The sequence below is a fragment of the Pseudomonas orientalis genome (assembly GCF_022807995.1).
GTDB classification, from domain to species: Bacteria; Pseudomonadota; Gammaproteobacteria; order Pseudomonadales; family Pseudomonadaceae; genus Aquipseudomonas; species Aquipseudomonas orientalis_B.
The window spans coordinates 1,080,999-1,105,192 of sequence record NZ_CP094351.1; the positions used below are offsets into that span (position 1 = coordinate 1,080,999).

Below are 24,194 nucleotides of genomic sequence, written 5' to 3' on the forward strand. Positions count from 1 at the left end.
CTCAGTCCTGCAGTTCGGTCTGGCGTTCGACGGGGTCGATCAGCACGGCTTTCTGCTGGCGCACCAGCAGGTCGAGAATTTCTTCCTGGCGCTCGCCCAGAATGCCGGAGAAGCTGATGCCGCTGGATTTGGTCGGCGCCAGCATCGACACGCGGTACAGCTCGATACTCAACGGCGAGTCGATGGACAGCGGCCCGCTGCCGTTGCCCGCCAGTTCACCGCCGACCACGATCAGCGAGACCTTGGCGTCGAACGGGTCAAGGGCGATGTCGCGGTCGGTGTCGGTCAAGTCCTTGATGTGGCCATACACGCCAGTCAGGCCGTTGGCCATTGCAGTGTTTTCATAGAGCTTGATGTTCACGCTGTTACGCACACGAATACCGTGGCGACGGTTGCTGATCACCTTGTTGCCCCACAGCAGGTTGTCACCGCTCTCATAGAGGGTGATGCCGTCGGTGTGGTTGCGGTAGATCTCGTTGTCGACGATCAGGTTGTTGACGCTGTTACGGTCGATCACCAGGCCCGACAGCTTGTTGTCGTAGCTGCGGTTGTTGAAGATGAAGCTGTCGTTCACTTCCCGGGAAATGATGATGCCGTGCTTCTTCTTGGTGCCGTACACCGTGTTGTCGGCGATGATCAGGCCGTGGGAACGGTCGTGGGGGTCAATGCCGTATACGATGTTGTCTTTGTAGGTATTGCCCTTGATCACAAAGCCCGTGGTTTCGTAGCAGTAGAAGCCGTACCACATGTCCGAGAACTCGGAATCGATGATCCAGCCGGTCGGCTCCGGACGCTTGAGCACCTTGGCCATGTTCGGCGTGTACTGGGAAATACTCACCCCGTACGACTTACTGTTGGCATAGCCGAAGCTGGCCATCTTGGTCTTGGAGATATAAGTCTCGGTACCGCCCCAGGCCAGCAGGAACGGGCGGAACTCCTTGGGCGACTTGAACAGTGCCGGGCCGTTGGTTTTTTCATCCCAGCCGGTGACCTTGGTGTCATGCACGAACAGTTGGCCGTCGTTGATCAAAAACGAGCCGGCTTGCTGGGACAGGCGCAGTTCCTGGGTGTTCTTGTCGATATCGAGGATGCCTTTGCGGCCGACCACGATGGGCAACTTGGCCAGGAACACACCGGGCGATGTCTCGCTGAAGTACTGCTTGGGCACCTTGCCCAGCAGGTCCTTGAGGTTCATGTAGCCGTCGTCGACAAAGATCGCCTGGGGAATGCCGTGCTGGCGCACCACCCATTCGGCCATCTTGTTGTCACCGCCGATGAAGTCCTTGAGCGCGTCCTCCTGCATCATGCGGCGGATGCTGATCTTGCCCGGTTTGCTTCTGACGATCTTTTTTTCCATGGCCGCAGCGGTGTAGCCCGACAGGTCGGGCAGCGCCGGCTTGGCCATTTCCAGCGGCGCGGTGGGCGGGCTGGAAATGGTGTAGGTCTTGGCCTGTTGCAGTTCCTTGGCGATGGTCGGCGCCTTGGCCGCCGTGTCGGCAAACGCCGGGGCACTGGCCACCAGCATTGCCGCGACGAGTAGGCTTTGAGCATTCATTGCGCAGGCTCCCATCAGAATTTCCAGACCACGTCGACAAAGGCGCGGTGCATGTAGGAGTCGACCTGGCTGCCATAGGCGTCACCCGGCTTGAACACGCCGGCGCGCAGGCGCACCAGGGCCGATGGCTCGTCGATCGACTGACTCAGCGCCGCAGGCAGCAAGCCTTTCTTGAAGTACTTGGTGACCACCAGGTCCATCTCCTGGCCAAGGTCCTTCTTGCCGTCTTCCAGGGGCAGGGAGGTGCTGGAGAGGATCGCGCCGGTGACGTCGTCGGTGTTGTTCTGCACCGCGTCGATGCCGTTGCTGCCCACCGGCTTGTTGCCGTCCACGCGCCAGAACTTGTGGTACACCAGGCTGGCGTCGTAGTCCTCGCGCAGTTGCCAGGAACCGAACAGGCTCATGGACTGCATGTTGTTCATCTCGCCACGAAACGCTTCACCGAAGCGGTGCACGCGGGACTGGGTACCGGTCCAGTTCGAACGGTTGCTTTGCAGGCCGTTCTGCTCGTACTCGGCACTGGCGCGCGAATACGCCGCGCCGACTTGCCACTGCGGGTCGAGGCGCAGGCGCACGCCGATATCGGTGGCCCAGCCGCTGACGTCATCACTGCGCTTGGCATTGGTGGGACGGCTGCCATCGGCGTTCAAGGCGTTGACCGTGTCGCGGTCGCCACGCATGCCGGTGATGCTGGCCCAATAATTGACGGTGTTGGTGTTGCGCCAGTTGTAAGCGTCGCTGTTGGCTTCGATGCCGAGCCAGGTCAGGTCGCCGTTCTCGCGCTTGTCCAATGGGTCGCTGGCCACGCCCGGTTCGGCGTAGTCGAGCTTGCCGTCGTCGTGGGTGTGGTGGCCGCGCAGGCCGATCCACTGGCCCGGCGTCCACTGGTAGGCGGCGTCGGCGTAGAAGTGCTGGCGGTCCTTGTCGACCGGCGACAGTTCCTTGAGGTCGGTGCGGTATTCGCTGAAGCGTTCGGCGGCGCCGACATTGGCCTTGAGCAGGGTGGTGTCGAAGGTCCAGTTCAGCGCTTCGATGTTGGTGTCGCGCCATTGGCCGTCGTCATTGCGCAGGCGCTGGCGACCGAACTTGAGGATCTCGCCGGGGTAGGGCGTGAAGCCGCTGTAGCCGACCCAGAACTCGCGCAGGGCCAAGTAGTTTTTCTTGGCCTTGCGGTCGTCGTTGCTCGATTGTTCAGTGGTGTCATCGGCCGACGGTTGCAGGGTGTCGGTCTCGATGATGTCGCTGGACACCACCGCCTGGCCCATGGCGTAGGCGCTCCACGCGCCGCTTTCGCCGTAGATCCACGGGCGCAGGTCGAGGCCGATACCGTTGACGTCGCCGCCTTTCTGGGTGCCCAGGTCGCGGTCGTCTTCGGACTGCGCGGTGGCTTTGACTTCCAGGCCGAAGTTTTTGGCTTCGGTCAGCGCGGCCAGGGTCGGGCACGACCACAGCAGGGCGAAGGACAGGCCGATGCCGGCCTTGACGAATGGGTTGAGCTTCATAGGGATTCCTCGCCGTCTTCTTCTTGCAGGGCGTGCAGTTGCAGCGTGCTCTGGGCCAGGGTGCCGCGGGCGGCCAGCTCCTGTTGCACCAGGCGTTGGCCTTCGGCGCGTTGTTCAGGGGTCAGCGGCGCTTCAAGCTGGGTGGCCAGGTCATTGGCTTGCGGCGTGTCCTGGGCTTTGGCCAACTGGCTGAAGACATAGGCGTTGAGCGGGTCGGGCTTGGTGCCCTTGCCCTGGGAAAACAGCTGGGCGATGGCGAAGTCGGCGCTGTTCTGGCCGTTGCGCGCTGCGGTCAGCAGGTGGTCCAGGGCTTTTTGCGGGTAGACCTTGCCCAGGTAGCCACGACGGTAGATCTGGCCGAGGTAGTAATCGGCGGCCACTTCACGGCCCACGGCTTTCTCGAAATGCGCCTCGGCAGCCTTGGCGTCGGCCGGTACCCACTTGCCTTCGTAGTAGAGCTTGCCCAGCAGCAATTCGGCGCGTGGCTGGTCGGCGGCACGGCCGTTGTCGAGGTACTTCATCATCTGGTCGACATCGCCCAGTTCGGGGAAGTCGTAGAGCAGTTGCGCCAGGCTGACCCAGGATGCCGGGTAACCGGGGGCGATTTTTTCAAGCAACGCCTGGGCGGTTTTCTCGTCCGGCGTGCCGAGGGTGGCATCGCCGAGTACGCGTGCCACGCTGTCGACGCGCTGGGCGGTAACGGTGCCACGGCTGTAGCCGGCTTCCATCTGCTTGAGCAGCTCGGCCTGTTTTTCCGGCGCGGCTTTTTTCTGGTAGACGGTGGCCAGCTCGACGTAGCAGATATCGGTGGTGTTCAGCGCGGCCTTGCAGATGCGCTCCACGTCATCCAGATGCTGGTCGTAGGTGTTCTGGGTGCGATACAGCAGCACCTGGGCCAGGCCGGCTTCCGGGTAACCGGCGGCCTGCCATTGGCTGATCTGCTGCTGGGCATTCACGTCGGGGAAGCTGTGCGGGTATTGCAGGTACAGCATCGCCAGCGGAATCAGGGTATTGCCTTCGCCATTGGCAAAGGCTTTTTTCAGCAGCATTTGGGCTTCGTGGTGTTCGGCTTCGGTGGCGCCGGGCTTGGCCACCAGCAGACGACCCAGACGCGCCTGGGCCCGCGGCGAAGTGTCCGCCGCAGCGCGGTAGGTGGCTTCGGCTTGCTTGATCTGCGCCGGATCGCGGGTGCCGACCTGGATATCGGCCAGGCCCACCTGGGCTTCGCTGTAGCCCAGGTCTGCCAGTTGCTGGTAATTCTGCTGCGCGGTGACGGTGTCGCCACGCTTGAGCGCTTCGTTGGCCAGACGCTGATCCGGCAAGCCGGCACAACCGGCCAGGCTCACCGCAACCGCCAGCAACGCCACCGAACCCATGTGGGAGGGGGCTTGCCCCCGATGCAGGCGACTCGGTGCATCAGGCAAACCGCGCTGATCCCATCGCGAGCAAGCCCGCTCCCACAGGGATTGTGTTGTTCTTGAAATAGGGTTCACAGGCATGTCCTCGCTTACAGACCGTGAGCCATGGCTTTATCGATCAGCCAGTTCAGCGAAGGACCACGGTCGCTGGTGACTTCCACCGGGCGGCCGGCGTAGGTGCTGTCCAGCGGGGCGTCCGGCTTGATCTGCACGCGGATGTCGGAGGACAGGTCGGCGCTGTTCAAGCTGGTGCTGCTGACGATGGTGCCGGTGCGCACCTGTTCTTCGTCGGCGACCTGGAAGCTCACCGGCGTACCTGGGCGCACGTCACCGAACTGGCGATAGCTGAAGCGGGCTTCCACATTGGCCTGGCTGCCACGCGGCACCAGTTGGAAGATCACATCGCCCTTGCTGGCGTACTGGCCGTCGGCGACCAGTTGCTGGGCGACCACGCAATCGCACGGCGAGGTCAGGGTGCCGGTCATCTGCTTGCCGAACAGCTCTTCAACCTTGGCCGGTTGCAGCTGGTCTTCGTCCAGGTGGCCCTTGAGCACGTCGAGCATGCTGGTGCTGAAGGTTGCCAGTGGCGCGCCTTTGGCCGCTACCGCGTCACCCTTGAGCAGGCTTTGCACGGTGCCGTCGCGCGGCATGGTTACGTTCATGCCGGGTACGCTCACCAGGCCGGCCTGGGCGTGGCTGACGAAATACATGCCGTACAGCGATTTGAACACAAAGCCGAAGGCGGCCAGGCCCACCAGGAAAATCGCCAGGCTGAAGGTCACGGCGCGCAGACGCCCGAACGCGGTCATGCCGCTGCCGCCGTCCTTGACCTTGCGCGCCTTGGTGAAGTTGTCGCGTTGCAGGGTAGCCAGCACGTCGCCCATGGTCACGATGTCGCCGGACAAGTGCGACGTGATCAGGTGGCGCAGGGTGGAGATATCCTGGGCATCGAGGTTCTGGAACTGGCATCCGGTGCGGCCGGTCTGGCGGTCGTAGGAGCGGATCTGCAGCTCCACGTCCATCGCCAGGCCAAGGTTATCGATGACGAACTGCAGGCGACCCTTGTGCACCTGGCCGATGGTCAACGGCTGCGTGGCGGTGAAGGCCAGGCCGCCTGCGGACAGGTCGATGACCTTGGCTTCGGTCGGCGTGCGGTCGCTGTTGAAGAAGCGCAGCTTGGCCGGGATTTTGACCCGGGCGTGCTGGCGCTGGGCTTCGGATTCGTGGACAACGTTGGCGTTTACTTGGCTGTTCATGACGGTGTAATTCCTTGGTTAATTCAGGCTTGGCAGGGTCAGACCATCATCAGCAACACGGCAACGAAGATGCTGCCGGCGGAGAAGGTCATGGTCCGAGACGACCAGGTGTTGAACCAACGTTGAAAGCTGGCCAAATCGCGGGTCAGTTTGGTGTCCTGGCGGGTCCAGGACTGTTGATCAAGGCGGAAGAACACGTAGATCTTCACCAGCGCGCCCATGATCTGGTTGTAATAGAGAATCAGCGGGTAGGCCGGGCCGATCTTGTGGCCGGAGCACGACAGCAGCAGGGTCAGGATCAGGCGGGTGATGCCGATCCACAGCAGGTACGCGAGGATGAACGCGCCGCCGTACTTGAAGGTGGCGATGATCGCCACGGTCAGGCCGAGCAGGGAGGTCCACATCGACACGCGCTGGTCGAACAGCACCACGCTGGTGAACAGACCCAGGCGGCGTACACCCAGGCCCAGGGCGCGGGAGTTCTGGCGCAGGTTGTTGCCGTACCAGCGGAACATCAGTTTGCGGCTGGCCTTGATAAAGCTCTTTTCCGGCGGGTGTTCCACGGTGTTGATCGCGGCATCCGGCACGTAGAAGGTGTCGTAGCCCAGGCGCATCAGGCTGAACCAGCTGGACTTGTCATCACCGGTGAGGAACTTGAAGCGGCCCAGGCGCCAGTGTTGCAGCGAGTCGCTTTCCACGTCGGCGATAAAGCCCGGGTCAGTCACCACGCTGGCGCGAAACACCGACATACGCCCGGTCATGGTCAGCACGCGCTTGGACAGGGCCATGGAGCACATGTTGATGTGGCGCTGGGCGAAGCGCAGTTTGTGCCACTCGCTCATGATGTAGCCGCCACGCACTTCGCAGAATTCGTTGGTGGTCAGGCCGCCGACATTGCCGAACAGCTGGAACCACGGCACGGTCTTGCGCACCACGCCCTCGGCGAGCACGGTGTCGCCATCGATCACGGCCACCACGGCGCGGTCATCCGGCAGGTGGCGCGAGATGGCGCGGAAACCGAAGGCCAGGCCGTCACGCTTGCCGGTACCGGCGATGCGCACGAAGTCGAGCTTGACGTGAGCCGGTGGGTTCATTTTTTCCCAGAGGCTCTTGACCAGCAGTTCATCGGACATTTCCACCAGCGAGCAGACCACGGTGGTGGGAAAACCGCACTCGATGGCTTCACGAATCACCGAGCTGTAGACCTGCGCAGTGGTCAGCGCGTCGATCCTGAAGCTGGTGACCATCAGGAACACATGGGAGGGGTCGGCGGCCTTGCCCAGCTTGCGCACTTTGCGGCGCAGGTGCGGGTACACCACGTACAGGAACAGCATGCCGCGAAAGAAATGCGTTGCACCCATCGAGTAGCGCCAGATACCCACGGCGCCAATCAGGAAAATAAAGTTCTTCGATTGCGAATCGAAGGTGCTCGCCGGCAACAGCAGGGCGAGTCCCATCAGCAGGCTGAGAAACAACAGCCAGCCGGCGGCTTGCAGCAATACATGTTTTAACTTGGACATAAGCGTCATCCGGAAGGGGAGGAGGCTTCAGGCTGCCAGCGCTGGGGTAAGCCGCTGGCAGCCTGAAACTTGCCGTTGCTGTTACCAGCAAATACCTTCAGTACGGCCGCTCACGCTGGTGGCCTTGGACATGAAGCCCACCAGGTCGACCACTTGCTTGCCTTCCGGCGCGTTGTGCGCCAGGGCGCGGAACTTCTCGTCACGGTTACCGAGGATGATCACGTCGGAGTTGTTGATCACATCATCGAAATCCGAGTTGAGCAGGGACGACACGTGGGGGATCTTGCCTTCGATGTAGTCCTTGTTCGCACCGTGCACGCGGGCGTATTCGACGTTGCTGTCGTAGATGCTCAGGTCGTAGCCCTTGCCGATCAGCATTTCCGCCAGCTCTACCAACGGGCTTTCACGCAGGTCGTCGGTACCGGCCTTGAAGCTCAGGCCCAGCAGGGCGACTTTGCGCTTGTCGTGGCTGGAGACGATGTCGAAGGCGTTCTGTACCTGGGACTCGTTGCTGCGCATCAGCGAGTTGAGCAGCGGCGCTTCCACGTCCAGGGAACCGGCGCGGTAGGTCAGGGCACGCACGTCTTTGGGCAGGCACGAGCCGCCGAAAGCGAAACCCGGGCGCATGTAGTACTGGGACAGGTTGAGGGTCTTGTCCTGGCACACTACGTCCATCACTTCACGGCCATCGACGCCGACGGCTTTGGCGATGTTGCCGATCTCGTTGGCGAAGGTGACTTTGGTGGCGTGCCACACGTTGCAGGTGTACTTGATCATCTCGGCAACGGCGATGTCCTTGCGGATGATCGGCGCGTCGAGTTCTTCGTAGAGCGACTGCAGGACATCGCCGGAGGCGGTGTCGAATTCGCCAATAACGGTCATCGGTGGCAGGTCGTAGTCAGCGATGGCGGTGGATTCACGCAGGAATTCCGGGTTGACCGCCACGCCGAAGTCGACGCCGGCTTTCTTGCCGGAGCAGTCTTCGAGGATCGGGATGACCACATTGGCCACGGTGCCCGGCAGTACGGTGCTGCGCACCACGATAGTGTGGCGGGTAGTCTTGTCGCGCAGGACAAAACCGATCTCGCGGCATACCGATTCGATGTAGTTGAGTTCCAGGTCGCCGTTTTTCTTGCTCGGCGTGCCCACGCAAATCATCGACAGGTCGGTATCGCGGATGGCTTCGGCGAAGTTGGTGGTGCCACGCAGTCGGCCGGTCTGGATACCCTGGCTCAACAGCTCGCCCAGACCCGGTTCAACGATCGGCGATTTACCGGCGTTGATCAGGTCGATCTTTTCCTTGGAGATGTCTACGCCGACCACTTCGTGGCCGCGGGCAGACAGGCAACCGGCACACACGGCGCCAACGTAACCCAAACCAAATATGCTGATGCGCATCGCAATTACCTCTGTATTTAAATCATGCCATTAGATGGCCGGAGTTCATGTTTGCAAGCGTCACTGATGCCGCGAAAGTTGGGCGAATAGACGCCGACTTACCGCGTGCAGGCATGTTGAATAACGAGTGACTAACTATTGCACTCAAGTTGTGCGCAACCAGGCCTTATTATTGGGGCTTGCCCTGAAATGCAGCCGTGCTTCCTTGGAGGAAGGCTCCGGCGCCGGTGCGGCAAGGGTATCGATACAGGCAAAATGCCTTTTTTATCAATACCTTGGGTTTTTGCACGGGCTCATTTAGGTCAGCGCTTCCTTGGCCTGTAGGGATAGCAATGCGTACTTATCGCCACCCTTAACTCGATCAGTTGATGTTGTGACCATAGAGTCAAAGTGCTTTATGACAACTTGACTGCTTCCGTTGGTCGTTATGTAAGTCATCTCTTACAGCAGCAGAGAATTTCGTTACCGGTGGTATGAGCGGTGCTTCAGGACGAAGTTCCAGGCCGCTCATCCTGTTTCCGGAAATTTTTTGAAATATTGGGAAAGATGGCACTGGTAGTATATTGATAGCACTTGCTATTTAAGCCAGTAGTTGTGGGGAGTTGGTGCGCGGGGATAGTTTTGTGCCACTACTGAATTAAAAAAAGGGTGCCACTACGAAAAAAAATGATGAATGTCGAGTGAAGAAATCTTTAGGGTTGTGTCGGGATGGTTTTATGGCGCCAAATAAATGACGATTCGTTGATTTGGAACACATCAAAATGTAGGAGGGGGCTTGCCCCCGATAGCGGTGGCTCAGTCAACACTTCGGTGACTGACACTCCGCGATCGGGGGCAAGCCCCCTCCCACAGGTGGAACCTATCGCCCGAAAGAGTAGGGCAAGGCCTTATTCCGGTGCGTGATCGCGCAAAAACACCAGGTTGTCCGGCTTGGATTGCTCCGCATTGAAGCGATAACCCTGCACATCGAACTGCTTGAGCCTGGCCGGATCGTTGATACGTTCTTCAATCACAAACCGACTCATCATGCCCCGGGCTTTTTTCGCATAGAAGCTGATGATCTTGTACTGGCCGTTCTTCAGGTCCTTGAACTCGGTGTTGATGATCCGCGCCTTCAGCGCCGTGCGCTTGATCGCCGAGAAGTACTCGTTGGAAGCCAGGTTGAGCAGCACCTCGTCGCCTTGCGCGGCCAGTGCTTCATTCAACCACTCGCTGATGCGGGTGCCCCAGAAGGCATAGAGGTCCTTGCCACGGGCATTGGCCAGCTTGGTGCCCATCTCCAGGCGATACGGCATCATCAAATCCAGCGGGCGCAACAGGCCGTACAGGCCCGAGAGCATGCGCAGGTGGTCCTGGGCATAGCTGAAATCGGCCTCGCTGAAGGTCTCGGCATTCAGGCCGGTATACACGTCGCCCTTGAACGCCAGCAGCGCCTGCTTGGCGTTCGCCGGGGTGAAGGTTGGGGTCCAACTGCCGAAACGCGCGGCGTTGAGGCCGCCGATCTTGTCGGAGACGTGCATCAACTCGCTGATTTGCGCCGGGCTCAGTTCGCGCAGTTGCTCGATCAGTTCCTGGGAATGGTCCAGGTACTGCGGCTGGGTGAAGCGCGCAGTGACCGGCGGTGACTCGAAATCGAGGGTTTTGGCGGGGGAAATCACCATCAGCATGAAGTTGGCTCCTGGAATCGTGGGCGGGATTCTAGGGGGTTGGGGCGTTCAACTCCACCTATCGTCGTGATAGCTGCTCAACCCTGGGCATCGTCCGATCCCGGTATTTGTCCAAGCGTGCCCGCGATTTGCACGGCATGAAGTGGCTGCGCTTACTCGGAGCCAATCAGATATGTGATCCATTCAGCCATGTTGTTACTAAATATATCGTCAGCCTTGGAGAGACATGCGTGGTTGCGACCTGATTCGCAAAAAATGTCGATAGATGAAGGACTAAGATAGTTGTCTGAGTGAAAATTTGCTTGTCTCTATCGCAGCACTGAGTTTACAAATTCAACCGGCCCGAGGTTGCAGGGTTTGAGGATCTGGACTAGTCTTGGCACCAAATTCGCGCTGGTACTTAATAAGTTAATTGATGTGTAGGTAAGGAATTTCAAAACGTATGGATACGGTAAAGTACAGGTGGCTGGTGCTTGCAATTGTTTCTATTGCATTGCTCTTAGTCGCAATTGACATGACGGTGTTGTATATCGCTCTGCCGACATTGACCCACGAACTCCAAGCGTCCACAAATGAAAAACTGTGGATTGTGAATATCTATCCGTTAGTCGTAGCGGGTCTCTTGCTAGGCGCAGGGACCCTGGGGGACAGGGTGGGTCACCAACGGCTGTTTATCATCGGGCTGCTGATTTTTGGAGGGGCCTCGCTGTTAGCCGCTTTTTCTCCTACGGCTGCTGTTCTGATTTTTGCTCGTGCTCTTCTCGGTATTGGGGCGGCGGCAATGATGCCCGCAACATTAGCCATTATTAGTTTGTCTTTTGAGGATGACAGGGAGCGTTCCCTCGCCATCGGTATTTGGGCTGCAGTGGCTTCGGGCGGAGCGGCGGCAGGTCCATTACTGGGTGGCGCACTGTTGGAGTATTTTTGGTGGGGATCAGTATTTCTGATCAACGTTCCAATTGTGGTAGTGGCGTGCCTCTTGACGCTATGCCTGATAAAGAATGTGCGCAATGCGTCCGCTCGACCATGGGACCTGATCGCATCGCTGCAAATAATGGTGGTTTTGATCAGCTTTGCTTACCTGATCAAAGAGTTTTCAAAGCAACAACCTTCAATGATGGATGCGGCATTGGCTTTGCTTCTTTGCCTGGCTTTTGCATGGTTTTTCGCCAGGCGTCAGCGGGCGAGCGAGCATCCTCTGATTGATATGCAGGTCTTTAGCAACCCGGCTTTTTCTTCGGCGGTTATAGCAGGGTTGGTAGTAGCAGGGTGCCTGATGGGTATTAACCTGGTTCTGAGCCAGAGACTCCAACTTGTCTTGGGGCTCACGCCCCTGCAAACGGGACTTTATTTCCTGCCGTTGTCGCTGGGGGCTATCGTCGGTAGTCCGCTCAGTGGATGGCTCCTGCCGCGCTTTCGAAGCGACCGCTTCCTCTCGTCGATACTGGTCGTATATGCCATCGGCATAGGGCTGTTCATGATCAGCTTTTCCTATGCAATATATCTGCAGCTGGCGTGTTTGTTTCTGCTCGGGGCTTGTGTAGGTGCCAGCATGGCTGCGGCGTCGAATACCATCATGGACGCTGCGCCTCCAGAGCGCGCCGGGATGGCCGCCTCAATTGAAGAAATCTCATATGAGCTTGGAGGGGGGCTTGGGATTGCGATAATGGGCAGCCTGATGGCGGCAGTTTACAGTCGAACGCTCGTTGTCCCGGCGGATACGGTCAGCCCGCAGTTGGCAAGAGACGGAATTGACAGTGCAATTCTGCTAACAGAGCAGATGCCTGGCTCAGCAGGTGAGTCCTTGATGGTCAATGCAAGATTGGCTTTTGAAAACTCGGTATTCTCAGTAATGGCGGCCGCGATTGTCTTTCTATTGTTGGCCGCTGCATTAGTAACTTTCAATTGCCGTCGAGGCCTTACGTCAGAAAGTTAAATAGCCATTCGCTAGGTATCCGCTTGACTGTTGTGAAGCGGATACTGCGAATGTGAGGGTACTGTCTCTCAATGCAATGTGATGAAACTTGCTTTTGTTAATTCGATCGTCGAATAGTATTGCGTTCACTGCTTTAGTAATAAATGGAATTATTGCTTTAAGAGAGGTGGGGTTATGCGTTTGCTTCTGGGTCAGTTGTACGACGTTAGTACTACTCTGGAAATTGAAAAGCATTGTGTGGGAGATGTTCTGGTTCCGACTTCTCGCCTGGATGCAGACGCGCTGAGTGGCGCTGTTAACTATCTTTTACATAAATTTCCGACCTTGCGCGCGTCGTTCATCTCTAAAAATGACGAGTTAAGCATGCGCTTCTGTGATCCTTGCGACCTATTAGCAGATCGCATGTTTCAAGTGCGCCCAGCTGCACGCCACCCCTTGGAACTACGCGATCAGTTGGTCAGTTATATCGATGAAGTGCGGGCTTCGATGTCTTTGGACCAACCGCCGCTTTTGCGTTATTGCCTGTTCGATGCGCAGTGCGCAAGCGAACAGCGGCTAGTCATCATTTTTAATCACCTGGTATGTGATGGCATCTCCAGTCGTATTATCTGGCGTGAGCTGTCCCGAGCCTATAAGTCGTTACTGGCAGGCAAAGCCCTGGAGGCCGAGCCTTGCGCGACCTATCAAATTTTTGCCCAAGAGCTTCTGGACAGACACAGGCAACTAGCTCCTGAGCCGTCTGTCGGCATCCCTTTTGAACCTGGCTCAGGTTTATTGGACAAGCTTACCTATGGTCTGGCTTGCACCTGCACGGTGGCTGAAGTGGTTAGAAAAGAGCGGCGAATATGCGGAGCTGACTTATCAGCGGTGCGCGCCCATGCGGCTGAGGCTGGAATCGGCTTGTCCGATTTTTTACTGGCGTGTTGGGTACAGTCTTTGGCCAAGGTCCAGAGCACTGGAAATGTCGGGTTGCTAATGTGGGTCAGTCCCCATTTTGTCGGTGATTGGGCGACGCCTGTCACGGATTTGGTGGGCTCGGTCTCCTTCCCTCTGCCGGTCACCTTTTCCTTGGACCGTCATCGTTCGTTCACAAAGACGCTTCAATCGGTAGACGAAGAGCTCCGGAGAGGGCTGTCAAACGCGGAAGATTTCGCCGCGCGCTATTTTGGAGGTGAGAAGCAGTCGGCGCCGACTGTCTTGCCTTGCATCGGATTCAATTTTGTATCCGACCAACGTCCCGGTGCCTCGTTAATTGGTTACGAGCTAGCGCCTGAGGGCATCCATATTGAGCGCCTTTCACAGGAGCCATTCGAGCTGGCATTGGGGCTGGACATTGAACTCTATGGGCAGCAGATGCACGTCTCATTAAGTGCGACACCTCGTGTTGCTGCGCGGTTATCAATGGATGAACTGATCGAAGACCTATTGACCTCATTTGAAAAAACGGCCTGCGAAACTTGATAGTCGAGTAAGCAGATAGGCACTGCCAAGTGACAGGAGCGTCACGGGTTGCGAAAGGGAGTTCTGCATGAGCGAGCCAAGGGAATATTCACGAGTGCTGGCGCTGATTCTGGAGCAGTTGGCTCTGGTATCGGGTATGGCGCAGGTGCACGAAGATGAGCGTTTGGGAAATATTGCGCTTGATTCGATAGAGATTACCGGGCTGGTGGCGAGCCTTGGATTGCAGTTGGGCATGGATCTGGATCCAACCCTGTTCTGGAAATACCCCACGCCCGCAGAGCTGGCTCGGCACATTGCGGGACACGCCGATGATGTCGAAGTGCCAAGAAGCAGTGGTGACAAAACAGAGCCGCTGGCAATCAGTGGTTTGGCTTGTCGGTTTCCCGGGGCTATGGATGCCAACGCCTACTGGAGTCTTCTGATTAATGGCCTGAATGCTGTTGGCCCTTTAAACCCCGCTCATTTTTCGGAGGCTCCCGGCAGTCCATGGCACGTTGACCCTGGCGAGACGGCGGGTTTTTTGAACGAGGTCTCCGCGTTCGATTTTGAACAGTTCGGTATAGGCGCCCACGAAGCGTCTTGTATGGACCCTCAGCAGCGGCTGCTCCTGGAGTTGAGTTGGTCGGCACTCGAGCAGGCCGGTATGAGCCCGAAGAAAATCAAGGGGCAGCGCGGCGGGGTATACGTTGGAGCGATGTGGTCTGACTTTGCTCATCACATCACACCGAGTGAGATGACTGCGCAGAGCGCCACGGGCATGGATACCAGTATTCTTTCGGCCCGACTGTCCTTCGTACTGGGTTTGAACGGGCCGAGCCTGACGGTAAACACGGCGTGTTCATCTTCCTTGGTGGCACTGCATCTGGCGTGTCAGGCCATCAGGAATAATGACTGTGATTTTGCCATTGTCGCCGGGGTCAACCTGCTGCTGGCTGCTCAGAGTTTTGAGGCAATGCGACGTTTTGGCGGCCTGTCAGATACTGGGCTTTGCCATACCTTCGACGCCGCTGCAGACGGGTATGTCAGGGCCGAGGGCTGCGGTGTACTGATCGTACGTCGGCTATCGCAGGTCTTGATTGAGGCGGGCCCTGTCTGGGGCGTCATCAGGTCATCGGTTGTCAATAACAATGGCTTTCATGCCAGCCTGACCGCGCCCTCTGTCACTGCCCAACAGCAATTATTACGAGAGGCTTGTGCCCAGGGCGAGTTGCTGCCTGCCGAGGTACAATATGTAGAAGCCCATGGCACAGGAACAGCGATGGGAGACCCGATTGAAGTCGCAGCGATTTCAGCGGCTTACTGTCAAGGTGCAGAGCGCACCGAACCTCTTCTGATAGGTTCGGTGAAGACTAATATCGGGCACAGCGAAGCAGCGGCCGGTATGGCGGGCCTGATCAAAGTACTGCTTGCAATGCGCTATCGCATGATTCCGCCCCATCTCAATTACGAAACATCAAATCCGGCCATCGATTGGCAAAAGCTTGGGCTGCAACTGGTCACCAGCGCGTTGCCCTGGGAAACCTTCAATCCCACCGCCGGGGTCAGTTCCTTCGGTTTTGGTGGCACGAATGCCCATGTCATCGTCAGTGAGACATGGCCTTGTGTATCTGATCAGGTCGTCAATCGTATGGCCGTTCGTGAATCGGATTTCAACGCTGCATTGGCACCGTACGCGAATGCGCCGACTACTGAAGGCGGCCGCGCGCTCCTGATATTCGCCGGACAGGGCTCGCACTGGCAGGGCATGGGCCGAAGTTACGCGCGTTTGCACCCGCAGTTTAGAAAGACTGTCACATTGTGTGATCGCCTGGTCCGGCAGCTTGCAGGGTGGTCAGTGGCCGAACGCCTATATGACGATCAGGAAACCTTTACCGATGTGCGCATCGCGTGGCCATGCCATTTGGTGATGCAGTTGGCCATCAGTGAAGTCTGGTTTGCCAACGGGCTGCAACCCAGCGGGGTTATCGGGCATAGCATTGGAGAAATATCGGCAGCGCATGTCGCCGGTTTGATTAACTTGGAAGATGCCTTGCGCATTGTTCTGGCGCAGGCCCAATGGGCGCATCTGCACCCGGGCTCCATGGCACTGGTCAAGCTTGACTGGTCTGCTACCCAAGAACTCCTCGAACAGCGGCAGAGCAGTGCTCGTTGTGCCATCCAGCATTGCGCAAGCGCGACGGTCATCACCGGCAGTCTGCAGGCCCTGCGCGATGTTGAATCGTATTGCCGTCGGGCAGGTACTCAATTAAGCATGATCAAAAGCACTGTGAGCGTGCATGGGCAAGTCAGTGGCGCCGATCGCCAGCGGTTGGTCGAGATGCTTGGTGACGTGCCAAGCTCCACCGCGGTCCTGCCATTTTATTCGGGCATACGTGGAGGGGAGCTTTTGAGCCGTCTGCCTGATGGTTATTGGGGGGATACGATCAGTCGCCCTCTTTATTGGTTTGACGCCTTGCAACAAGCAATCACCGGAAGTGAAGGGGCCCTGGTGGAAGTAGCCGCGCATTCTGTTCTCAGCCTTAGCCTCAGTGACGCACTCAGCGTGCTGGGGACAGAGCGTGCCGTCCTGATCAGTGGGCGCAAGGGGCAAGTCGAAAAATTATCCATCGGGCAAGCGTCGCAGCAATGTTCTCAAGCCGATTCGACTGGCGATCCGTGGAACGGTTTGCATCTGTTGTTGCTTTCAGGGCATTCGATTGATGCCTTGCGTCGCCGCTGCGTGAGTATCGCCCATTGGTTGGGCAGTGAAGACTCCCCCACTTTGGGTGATTGCGCCAAAGCCCTGGTGCAATGCGCCGACCAATGTCGCTATCGCTTGGCGCTGATCGTGAGCAGTCATGAAGAAGCCATACAGTTTCTGTTTGACAGCGCTGCGCAAGCGGAGTCTGTCGCCCATGACACCCGTGGCCTTGCGCAAGGTGTATTGGCGATCACCGGCAGCGCGCCATTTGACGAAGAAATGTGTACCTGGCTCAGGCACTTCAATACGTTCTTCATTGAATATTCACGCGTGATGTTGGCTGGGCAGGATCAACAGATCGATTCGCCCATGCTGGAGGCCGCCGCCCAGCAAATGGGCTGTATTGCCCTATTGGCTGAATGGGGCGTGAGTTTCGACCATTACTGCGCTTGCGACAATGGCGCAGGTGTTGTTCAGTTGATAGAACGTCGGATGACGCTCAATGACTTCGTCTGCGGCGTGGGGTCATCGAGTGCATTCCTTGACTCTTCGATACACGCTGACAAGCAAGGCATTCACATGTCACCGCGCGGTTCGGGCGAACAGCGCTGTCCGGCACGTATTTTTCTCAAGCTGATCATTCGTTGCTACCTCGCTGGTAAATCTGTTGATCACAGCCCTGGGCGTGAACAACCGTTGCTGACGCTACCTGCAATGGTCCAACGGTCCGCTGGGATATCGCCGTCCCTTCATCCTGCCGAAATTGGTGCGCAAAAAACGGCGGCGGCCTATCGGCTCACCTGGGTGAGAAACGAGACACCAGGCATGTCTCAAGCTGTGCAAAAACTGCTGGTGTTTGCTGACCCTGAGGTGAAGGAGAAATTACAGTCGCAGCAGGCATTTTCAAACGCTGCGTGGTGCAATCCGAGTGGTGTCATCCTGGAGGGTGACGCTCAGATAGGGCGAGACGAGCAAGGGGGCAAGCCGGATTTCGCTGTCTTGTTTGATGGTCATTGCATCGAGACAGTTGTCTTCGTGTGGGAAGCGGACCAGCATCTTGCCGTTCAAAGCCCTGGCCTGGCCACCGCACTCAGGCTTGTGCAGTACGTCCAATCGATGCCCGGAAAATGTCCGTCCCTTCTGTTCGTTACGCAGGGTGCCCAAGCCGTTGCCGGTAGTGGGGGCGCCAACCCTGACGCTGCGATGGCATGGGGGCTGATCCGAACCGCACAGTTGGAGTTGAACAATGTGCATTGTTCATTGATTGACCTTGATCCACCCACCGAGAGCGGTGGGTTGGGTGAGTACGCAATCGAGGCATTGTGTGCAAGTATCTCTACCCGTCTGGATCAAAGTGCCTGGCGCGAAGGGCACCAGTTCACACCCAGGCTGATCGAGTCAACCGATGCGGTAGGCGCGAAGCGGCCACCTGAAAACAACCCGACCGGCTTTCACCTGATTACCGGTGGATTAGGTGCGTTGGGCCTGGAGCTGCTGCAGTCTCTGTCCAGGCAAGGCGAGCGCAGGTTTCTTCTGGTCGGACGCACCCAGCCATCAGCCTATGCAGAGCAAGTTGTTGCCGATCTGCGTGATGCTGGAGCTGACATTCTGCTGCGTACCGGTGATGTCACATGCCTTGAAAGCTTGAGCGCAATTATTTTTGAAAGTGCTCAGGTACTGGGGCCTCTGACAGCCATTACCCATGCGGCTGGCGTTTTGCACGCGTGCTCTCTCGCCACCGTCGCCCCTGCGGACTTTGAAGCATCCCTGGCCGCCAAGAAAGTCGGTGCCCTCAATCTACATACCATCAGCGCCGAGTGGCCGATCCAGCGCTTCGTCCTGGTGTCTTCGATCTCGGCGCTGTTCGGGTTCCCACACCATGCTTCTTATGCGGTTGCGAACGCCTATCTCGATGGCCTCGTCGGCTATCGTCGTGCGCGCGGGCTTCCGGGCTTGAGCGTGTGCTACGGCCCATTTCAGGACAAAGGGTTGCTGGAAAAACTTGATCCAGCCCTGGATTTTTCCTGGTTGCAGAAGATGAGCATGTCCGAAGGGCTCGATGTCTTGAATCGTTGTTCCGACGCTCAAGGCGTACTTGCGATCATGCGTTACAGCGGTCCTGCGGAACTCGGCAACGCCGGATTCGCACCTGTTGCGCAGCGTACGCAATACGTGTTGCAAGAGCGCCAGTCCCAGCTACGTGAAGTTATAAGGCGTTTCGTTGCAACGCTGCTGCAAAAGCAGGAGCAGCAGGTACCGCTGGACACTCCGCTTAGTGAGCTGGGAGTCAACTCGTTACTGGGTGTGGAGGTTCGTAACCGGCTGCAGAATGAGTTGTCCGTGCGAATGCCGGCCACCGTATTGTGGAACTACCCCACCGTTTCTTCTCTTGCCAGTTATCTGGAAACCCTGCTTTGGCCAGCGTCCACCGTCGCCCAGCCTCCTCCCGTCGAGCCGGTCACTTATGAGGTCGAGGACAGTGAGGATGCATTGATGGCGCAGTTGCTGGATGAACTGGCCACGATCAAAAGCACGTACAAAATGGGAGAGTACTGATGGATCAGAAATCAAATGAGCAGTCATCCTCGGCCGTCAAACAGGCTTTGGCTGCCGTACGTGAACTCAAGCAGGCACTCGAGCGCCAGACCAGTGAACCCATAGCGATTATAGGTGCAGATTGTCGCGTACCCGGTGCCAGCTCACCGCAAGCCTTATGGACACTGCTGCTTGAGAAGCGTGATGCAATCGTTCCGATTCCAACGGCACGTTGGAACAGCGACGAGCTCTATGATGCAGATCCGCTGGTCGAGGGAACGGTCGCAACGCGTTGGGCAGGCATCATTGATGCCTTAGCCTTCGATGCCGACTTCTTCGGGATCAGTGCCGAGGAGGCACTTCATATGGACCCACAGCAACGGGTTTTCCTCGAAGTGGCATACAAAGCACTGGAGCAGGCGGGCTTGACCAAGGAAAAACTGCGCGGTAGTCGTACCGGTGTCTTTGCAGGAGTGGTCAACTACAACGACGGGTACGCCAGACAGCTGTTTCAAGACTTCAAGCGAGTCAATGCATTCAGTGGCCCGGGGGTATCCAATAGCGTCCTGGCCGGGCGCCTGGCCTACTTGTTCGACCTGAAGGGCCCCTGCATCTCCATCGACACGGCATGCTCTTCATCCTTGGTAGCTGTGCACCAGGCTTGCCAGAGCCTGCGGCTCAAGGAGTGCGAGCAAGCGATCGCCGGTGGGGTCAATATCATTCTTGGGCCGCAGTTTTCTATCGCCACTTCTCGGATGCACTTGATGGCTCCGGACGGCCGCTGCAAGCCCTTCGATGATCGTGCCAACGGCATTGTTCGCAGTGACGGTTGCGGCGTAGTAGTACTCAAACGACTCAGTGACGCATTGCGCGATAACGATCCCGTCCTGGCAGTTATTCACGGATCAGCCGTGAACCAGGACGGCAAAACCAATGGGATGACTGCGCCAAATGGTCATGCCCAGGAGGAGCTGATGCGCCAGGCGTTGTCACAGGCCAAGCTGGGCCCGGACGACCTTGGATATATAGAGGCGCATGGAACGGGAACCAAGCTGGGTGACCCGATAGAAGTGGCTGCCCTGGACAGAGTACTGGCCTCCCGGATTGATACGCGCGCTTGTAGAGTCGGTTCGCTGAAAGCGAATATCGGGCACTGCGAAGCTGCCGCAGGCATCATTTCTTTGATCAAAGTGGTGCTATGCCTGCAACATCGCTGCATTCCCGGGCAGTTGCACCTGGAAAACCTGAACAAACACATGGAGTTCGATGAGCGTCGAATAGAGTTTCCTCTCGATACCGTACCGTGGCCGATCAGCGAGGAGGGCTCCCAGTACGCAGCAGTCAGCTCTTTCGGATGGTCGGGTACCAATGCGCAAGTCGTACTGGGCCGTGCACCAAAAAACGCACGGGGCAGTGCGATCCCGGATTTTTCAAGGATCGTCCCTATGTCGGGATCGACGCTTTCTGCATTGCGAGAGCGAGCCGAGGAACTGGCAATGAGCCTGGAACAGGCGCCTGCCGATCGGCCACTGCAACTGGATATCCCGAGCCTGGTTGAGCAGGCAAAGCCGAATGGTTTTAGAAAAGCCTTTATCGTCGAGGGGGCCGCACCACTGCTTGATTCATTGCAGCAGTGGATAGCTCAAGGGTGCCCCGCTTCAGGTGTCGGCAATGGTCTGGCGGTGGTGTTTTCCGGGCAGGGCGCTCAGTGGCCGGGTATGGTCGACGACTTGCCGGGGCTGGAGCCTGCGTTCAAAGCAAAGATGCAGGAATGCGAGGAGATCATCCAACAGGTTGCAGGCTGGTCACTGATCGATACCATCTCCAGGCATACCGAGGCGGACCTCAGTCGTACGGAGCTGGCGCAGCCTTGTATCGTGTCCATTCAGGTCTCATTGTTTGAAATGCTCAAGGCATGGGGTGCGCAACCCACGGCGGTGATGGGCCATAGCGTGGGAGAGTTTTCCGCTGCTTGCTGCGCAGGAATTATTGACCTGAAAGAAACGTTGACCGCCGTAATTCATCGCGGGCGTTGTATGGAGAAGCTGCGCGATCAAGGTCGGATGTATGCCGCATTGGCCTCTGAACACATCGTCCGTGACTTACTGGGCGAACGAGAGGATGCCACGATATCGGCGATCAACAGCCCCACGACCGTTATCATTTCCGTGACAGCAGAGGGCGCCGAGGCATTGCTCGCGGCGTTCGCGGTGGCAGAGCTGGAACTCATTCCGGTCAATGCCCATTACCCTTTCCACTGTCCGTTGATGCAAGGATTGTCCGCTGAACTGAAAGAAGGGTTTGCCCGCCTCCGACATCGACCGGCCTCCCTGGCCTTCGTGTCTTCGAGTACCGGCCTGCCGATACACGCCGAAGTGCTGGATGCCGACTACTGGGTGCATAACGCGGTACTGCCCGTGCGTTTTGAACAGGCTGTCACAAGTCTTGCCAACCTGGGAGCCGATACTTTCGTCGAGGTCGGTCCTCATGCTTCGCTTGTGCAACACATAAAGGGGGCTCTTGCGCGGCATAAACGACCCGTACGAGCGATGGCTACGCTCAACAAAAACCGATCACCCTCCCAGGGTTTGGAACAATTGAAGATCGGACTGTACGAGGCGGGTCAGAACCTGGTACCGGTTGCGTTCGGCCTGAGGGTGAGTCGTGAGTGGCAACACCGGAACTTTAACTTGCCTGGGGGGGCGGCACCGCTGCATGGTTCCACTGGCCATTTGAAGGGAAAATTGGCCAAAGGTACGTCCCGACTCGCTTTACGTGCGCAATGGGGGGCAGGCTCCAGTCCGTTGCTGGGCGATCACTGCATGTTTGACAGCGTAGTGGTGCCTGGAGCCGCTCACCTGTGTGTGTTGCTGAGCCACGCAATCGAAGACCTAGGCATGCATGCGCCGCAGTTGAATGATGTCGCATTTATACGACCGCTGTTGATGGCCCGTGAGGATCACGCGGCGGTCCATATTGAGTTGCAGCGCCAGACTGAGCCCAAAACCGCCTACGATTTCTCGATCAGCGTTGGACAAGGGCAGGCCGGCGACCTGCTGTCGACGGGTTCGTTGGTTGAGGCGCCAGGTACCTTGGTCAACTTGAACCTTGGGCGTCTGCACGACGAGATTGCACAGGCCGTCGAACTCGATGTGCCGCAATTTTACGCTAAGGCGAGGTCCGCAGGTCTGCAGTTGGGAGCGAAGTTCCGCAAGATTCGCCAGATGTGGCTGTCGCAGAATCAGCGGCAGTTGTTCCTACTTCTTGAAGAGACGTTTCCCGCAAAGGCTGAGGGGCTTGTGTTCGAACCTGGCGTGCTGGACTCTTGTTTCCAGGCGCTGTTCGCCGGTTACTGGCAGCGGTTGCCTGAGTTGGACCTGTTCATTCCGCTCTCTGTCGATCAACTGACACTGGGGCGCATCCCCGAAGGAAGGATGTGGGGGGTGATTGATCTGACAAGCCAGCAGTTCGGTGCCGCTACAGAAGTACTCACCGGAAACCTGACTCTGGCTGACGAGCAAGGAAATACTGTTGCCGACCTGCGTCACGTAATGATGAAACGGGCCCGCCGGGCGGCGCTGCTGGGCACCCAGAACGAGGCGCGGGAGCCTTTGTACCACTTTGGCTGGAAGGCGATGAGCGAAGCACTCGAAGCCATCGCCGACAAGCGGTCGTTCGCCATTATTGGACGTGGAGCACTCGTAGGCCAGTTGGTCACGGTGTTGGAAGAACTGGGTCATCGAGCCGTCAGCGCGACAAAGGCGCAAGAGTTGTCTGAGCCTGTCGAGCACATACTCTATCTGGCAGGTACTCCTGACTGTCCTGCAGATGTGTTGGGCGAAAGAATCGCAGCTGACATTGAGCAACTGCGCTTACTGGTTGAACTGCAGGATCAGCGCGAAGGGGGGGCGAGCATCTCTGTACTCACTCAGGGCGTCTATAGTTCGCCACCTCCGGATGTAAGCAGCTCCCTGGTAGCCAGTGCATCTGCTGCCATCGTTCGGGTGATCGGCAAAGAGTATCCGGGCATCCGATGCACGTCACTCGACCTGCCTGTGGACATCGATGAGCACGATAGCCTGTATTTGACCGCGCGTGTCCTTTCCGGTAGCCCCCAAGAGCCGGTCATGCGCATCTCGGAAGGTGCCGTCCAAGCGCTTGAGGCTTGCGCACTCCAGGGCCTTGAGCAGCCTGCTTCCAGCATTGACGCCCAGGGGCAATATCTGATCACGGGAGGTTTCGGTGAAACCGGTCAGACGCTGATGAGCCATCTGGTAGAGGCCGGGGCGCGATATGTGATCCTCACGGGTCGAAGCCGGCCCTCTGATGCCTTGCTTGAGCAAGTCAGCTTATTGAGTGAAAAAGGTGTGCACCTGAAATTATTCCAGGGCGATGTAGCGATCGCTGAAGATGTGGCATCGCTGATGCGCTCAGTGCAACGAAGCGGTCGCCCCTTGAAAGGTATCTACCACCTGGCTGCGGTTATCCAGGATGGCGTGCTGGCCAGGCTGGATCCTGACGTAGTGCGCCAGGTACTTGAGCCCAAGGTTGCGGGCACATGGAACCTGCACCAGGCGACCCGGGAAATGGCGTTGGACTGGTTCATCGCATTTTCTTCCGTATCGGCCAGTATCGGTATCGCTGGGCAAAGTGCCTATGTGGCAGCCAACGCTTTTATTGAGGCGTTGATGCGTTATCGCCATAGCTGCGGGCTGCCTGGCACAGCTATCGGCTGGGGACCCTGGTCAGGTGGAATGACTGCGCGGCTCGCGCCCGCCCATCAAGAACAACTTCGCCACATGGGCTTCAATTTTTTTGAACCCGATCAGGTTGCGTCCATTGCGCTACGTGCACATTCATCCTGCCATCCGACGTTGGTGGCGGCAGATATATCGCTCTCGGCACTCCGCGCCCTTTCAGGTACCGGTTCCACGCTGAAATCGAGACCGGCGACGGTGTCCGCAGGGTTGGAGCGTGATAGCCGCGCGCTGGACGAGTCCGAGAAGAGGCGTGCCATGACTCAGCTCTTGATCGAAGAGCTCGCGCCGGTAGTCAGCCATGGTGCGCTCACTCTTGATACGGAACTGATAGCGCTTGGGTTGGACTCTTTGACCGCCGTGGCAATTGTTCAGCGTGTGCGTCAACGCACCGGTAAGACGCTGCCCATATCGGCTTTTTTCGACAGCCCCACGTTACATGATGTCGTGGAAAAACTGCTGAAGCATTTCTGAAAAAACCTGAGCGCAACCAGGGTAAAGGAGCTTCG

Annotated in this window: 11 protein-coding genes; 4 read left to right on the top strand and 7 right to left on the bottom strand. The window is 57.9% G+C overall.

Annotation, left to right across the window (positions count from 1 at the left end):
• Position 1: 1 nt before the first annotated feature.
• The 7 genes from algG to yaaA form a co-directional block, all read right to left on the bottom strand.
• Complete coding sequence (gene algG, locus MRY17_RS04720) at positions 2–1,570, bottom strand: mannuronan 5-epimerase AlgG (RefSeq protein ID WP_191951626.1); 1,569 nt, start codon at positions 1,568–1,570, stop codon at positions 2–4.
• Positions 1,570–3,057 (bottom strand): alginate export family protein, encoded by a 1,488-nt coding sequence (locus MRY17_RS04725; protein WP_057724654.1) that lies wholly within the window; start codon positions 3,055–3,057, stop codon positions 1,570–1,572. Before MRY17_RS04725 ends, algG begins: the two co-directional genes overlap by 1 nt.
• The gene (gene algK / locus MRY17_RS04730) at positions 3,054–4,433 is read right to left on the bottom strand and encodes an alginate biosynthesis TPR repeat lipoprotein AlgK (RefSeq protein ID WP_243353915.1); all 1,380 of its coding nucleotides are present in this window, start codon (positions 4,431–4,433) and stop codon (positions 3,054–3,056) included. Before algK ends, MRY17_RS04725 begins: the two co-directional genes overlap by 4 nt.
• A gap of 131 nt (positions 4,434–4,564) precedes the next feature.
• Positions 4,565–5,731 carry an alginate biosynthesis protein Alg44 gene (locus tag MRY17_RS04735; RefSeq protein ID WP_124357124.1) on the bottom strand — a complete coding sequence of 389 codons (1,167 nt, stop codon included), beginning with the start codon at positions 5,729–5,731 and terminating at the stop codon, positions 4,565–4,567.
• Positions 5,732–5,769: 38 nt separating this feature from the next.
• Positions 5,770–7,251 carry a mannuronan synthase gene (gene alg8, locus MRY17_RS04740; protein WP_164484882.1) on the bottom strand — a complete coding sequence of 494 codons (1,482 nt, stop codon included), beginning with the start codon at positions 7,249–7,251 and terminating at the stop codon, positions 5,770–5,772.
• 81 nt (positions 7,252–7,332) lie between these two features.
• Complete coding sequence (locus MRY17_RS04745) at positions 7,333–8,649, bottom strand: nucleotide sugar dehydrogenase (RefSeq protein ID WP_057724657.1); 1,317 nt, start codon at positions 8,647–8,649, stop codon at positions 7,333–7,335.
• An 887-nt stretch (positions 8,650–9,536) separates the two neighbouring features.
• The gene (yaaA, locus tag MRY17_RS04750) at positions 9,537–10,316 is read right to left on the bottom strand and encodes a peroxide stress protein YaaA (protein ID WP_191951624.1); all 780 of its coding nucleotides are present in this window, start codon (positions 10,314–10,316) and stop codon (positions 9,537–9,539) included.
• Positions 10,317–10,758: 442 nt separating this feature from the next.
• Between yaaA and MRY17_RS04755 the strand changes: the two genes are divergently transcribed.
• The 4 genes from MRY17_RS04755 to MRY17_RS04770 all read left to right on the top strand — a co-directional run bounded on the left by MRY17_RS04755 (position 10,759) and on the right by MRY17_RS04770 (position 24,159).
• Positions 10,759–12,252 carry an MFS transporter gene (locus MRY17_RS04755; protein ID WP_124422453.1) on the top strand — a complete coding sequence of 498 codons (1,494 nt, stop codon included), beginning with the start codon at positions 10,759–10,761 and terminating at the stop codon, positions 12,250–12,252.
• Between the two features lie 174 nt (positions 12,253–12,426).
• Positions 12,427–13,713, top strand: coding sequence for a condensation domain-containing protein (locus MRY17_RS04760; RefSeq protein ID WP_243353362.1), 1,287 nt, complete (start codon positions 12,427–12,429; stop codon positions 13,711–13,713).
• Positions 13,714–13,780: 67 nt separating this feature from the next.
• The gene (locus tag MRY17_RS04765) at positions 13,781–18,949 is read left to right on the top strand and encodes a type I polyketide synthase (protein WP_124422455.1); all 5,169 of its coding nucleotides are present in this window, start codon (positions 13,781–13,783) and stop codon (positions 18,947–18,949) included.
• The gene (locus MRY17_RS04770; RefSeq protein WP_191951622.1) at positions 18,949–24,159 is read left to right on the top strand and encodes a type I polyketide synthase; all 5,211 of its coding nucleotides are present in this window, start codon (positions 18,949–18,951) and stop codon (positions 24,157–24,159) included. Before MRY17_RS04765 ends, MRY17_RS04770 begins: the two co-directional genes overlap by 1 nt.
• Positions 24,160–24,194: the final 35 nt, after the last annotated feature.

Coding starts and splice junctions, on each gene's coding strand:
- MRY17_RS04770 (WP_191951622.1), top strand. CDS start 18,949: ATGGATCAGAAATCAAATGAGCAGTCATCCTCGGCCGTCAAACAGGCT.
- MRY17_RS04755 (WP_124422453.1), top strand. CDS start 10,759: ATGGATACGGTAAAGTACAGGTGGCTGGTGCTTGCAATTGTTTCTATT.
- MRY17_RS04725 (WP_057724654.1), bottom strand. CDS start 3,057: ATGAAGCTCAACCCATTCGTCAAGGCCGGCATCGGCCTGTCCTTCGCC.
- MRY17_RS04760 (WP_243353362.1), top strand. CDS start 12,427: ATGCGTTTGCTTCTGGGTCAGTTGTACGACGTTAGTACTACTCTGGAA.
- yaaA (WP_191951624.1), bottom strand. CDS start 10,316: ATGCTGATGGTGATTTCCCCCGCCAAAACCCTCGATTTCGAGTCACCG.
- MRY17_RS04745 (WP_057724657.1), bottom strand. CDS start 8,649: ATGCGCATCAGCATATTTGGTTTGGGTTACGTTGGCGCCGTGTGTGCC.
- algG (WP_191951626.1), bottom strand. CDS start 1,570: ATGGGAGCCTGCGCAATGAATGCTCAAAGCCTACTCGTCGCGGCAATG.
- alg8 (WP_164484882.1), bottom strand. CDS start 7,251: ATGTCCAAGTTAAAACATGTATTGCTGCAAGCCGCCGGCTGGCTGTTG.
- MRY17_RS04735 (WP_124357124.1), bottom strand. CDS start 5,731: ATGAACAGCCAAGTAAACGCCAACGTTGTCCACGAATCCGAAGCCCAG.
- algK (WP_243353915.1), bottom strand. CDS start 4,433: ATGGGTTCGGTGGCGTTGCTGGCGGTTGCGGTGAGCCTGGCCGGTTGT.
- MRY17_RS04765 (WP_124422455.1), top strand. CDS start 13,781: ATGAGCGAGCCAAGGGAATATTCACGAGTGCTGGCGCTGATTCTGGAG.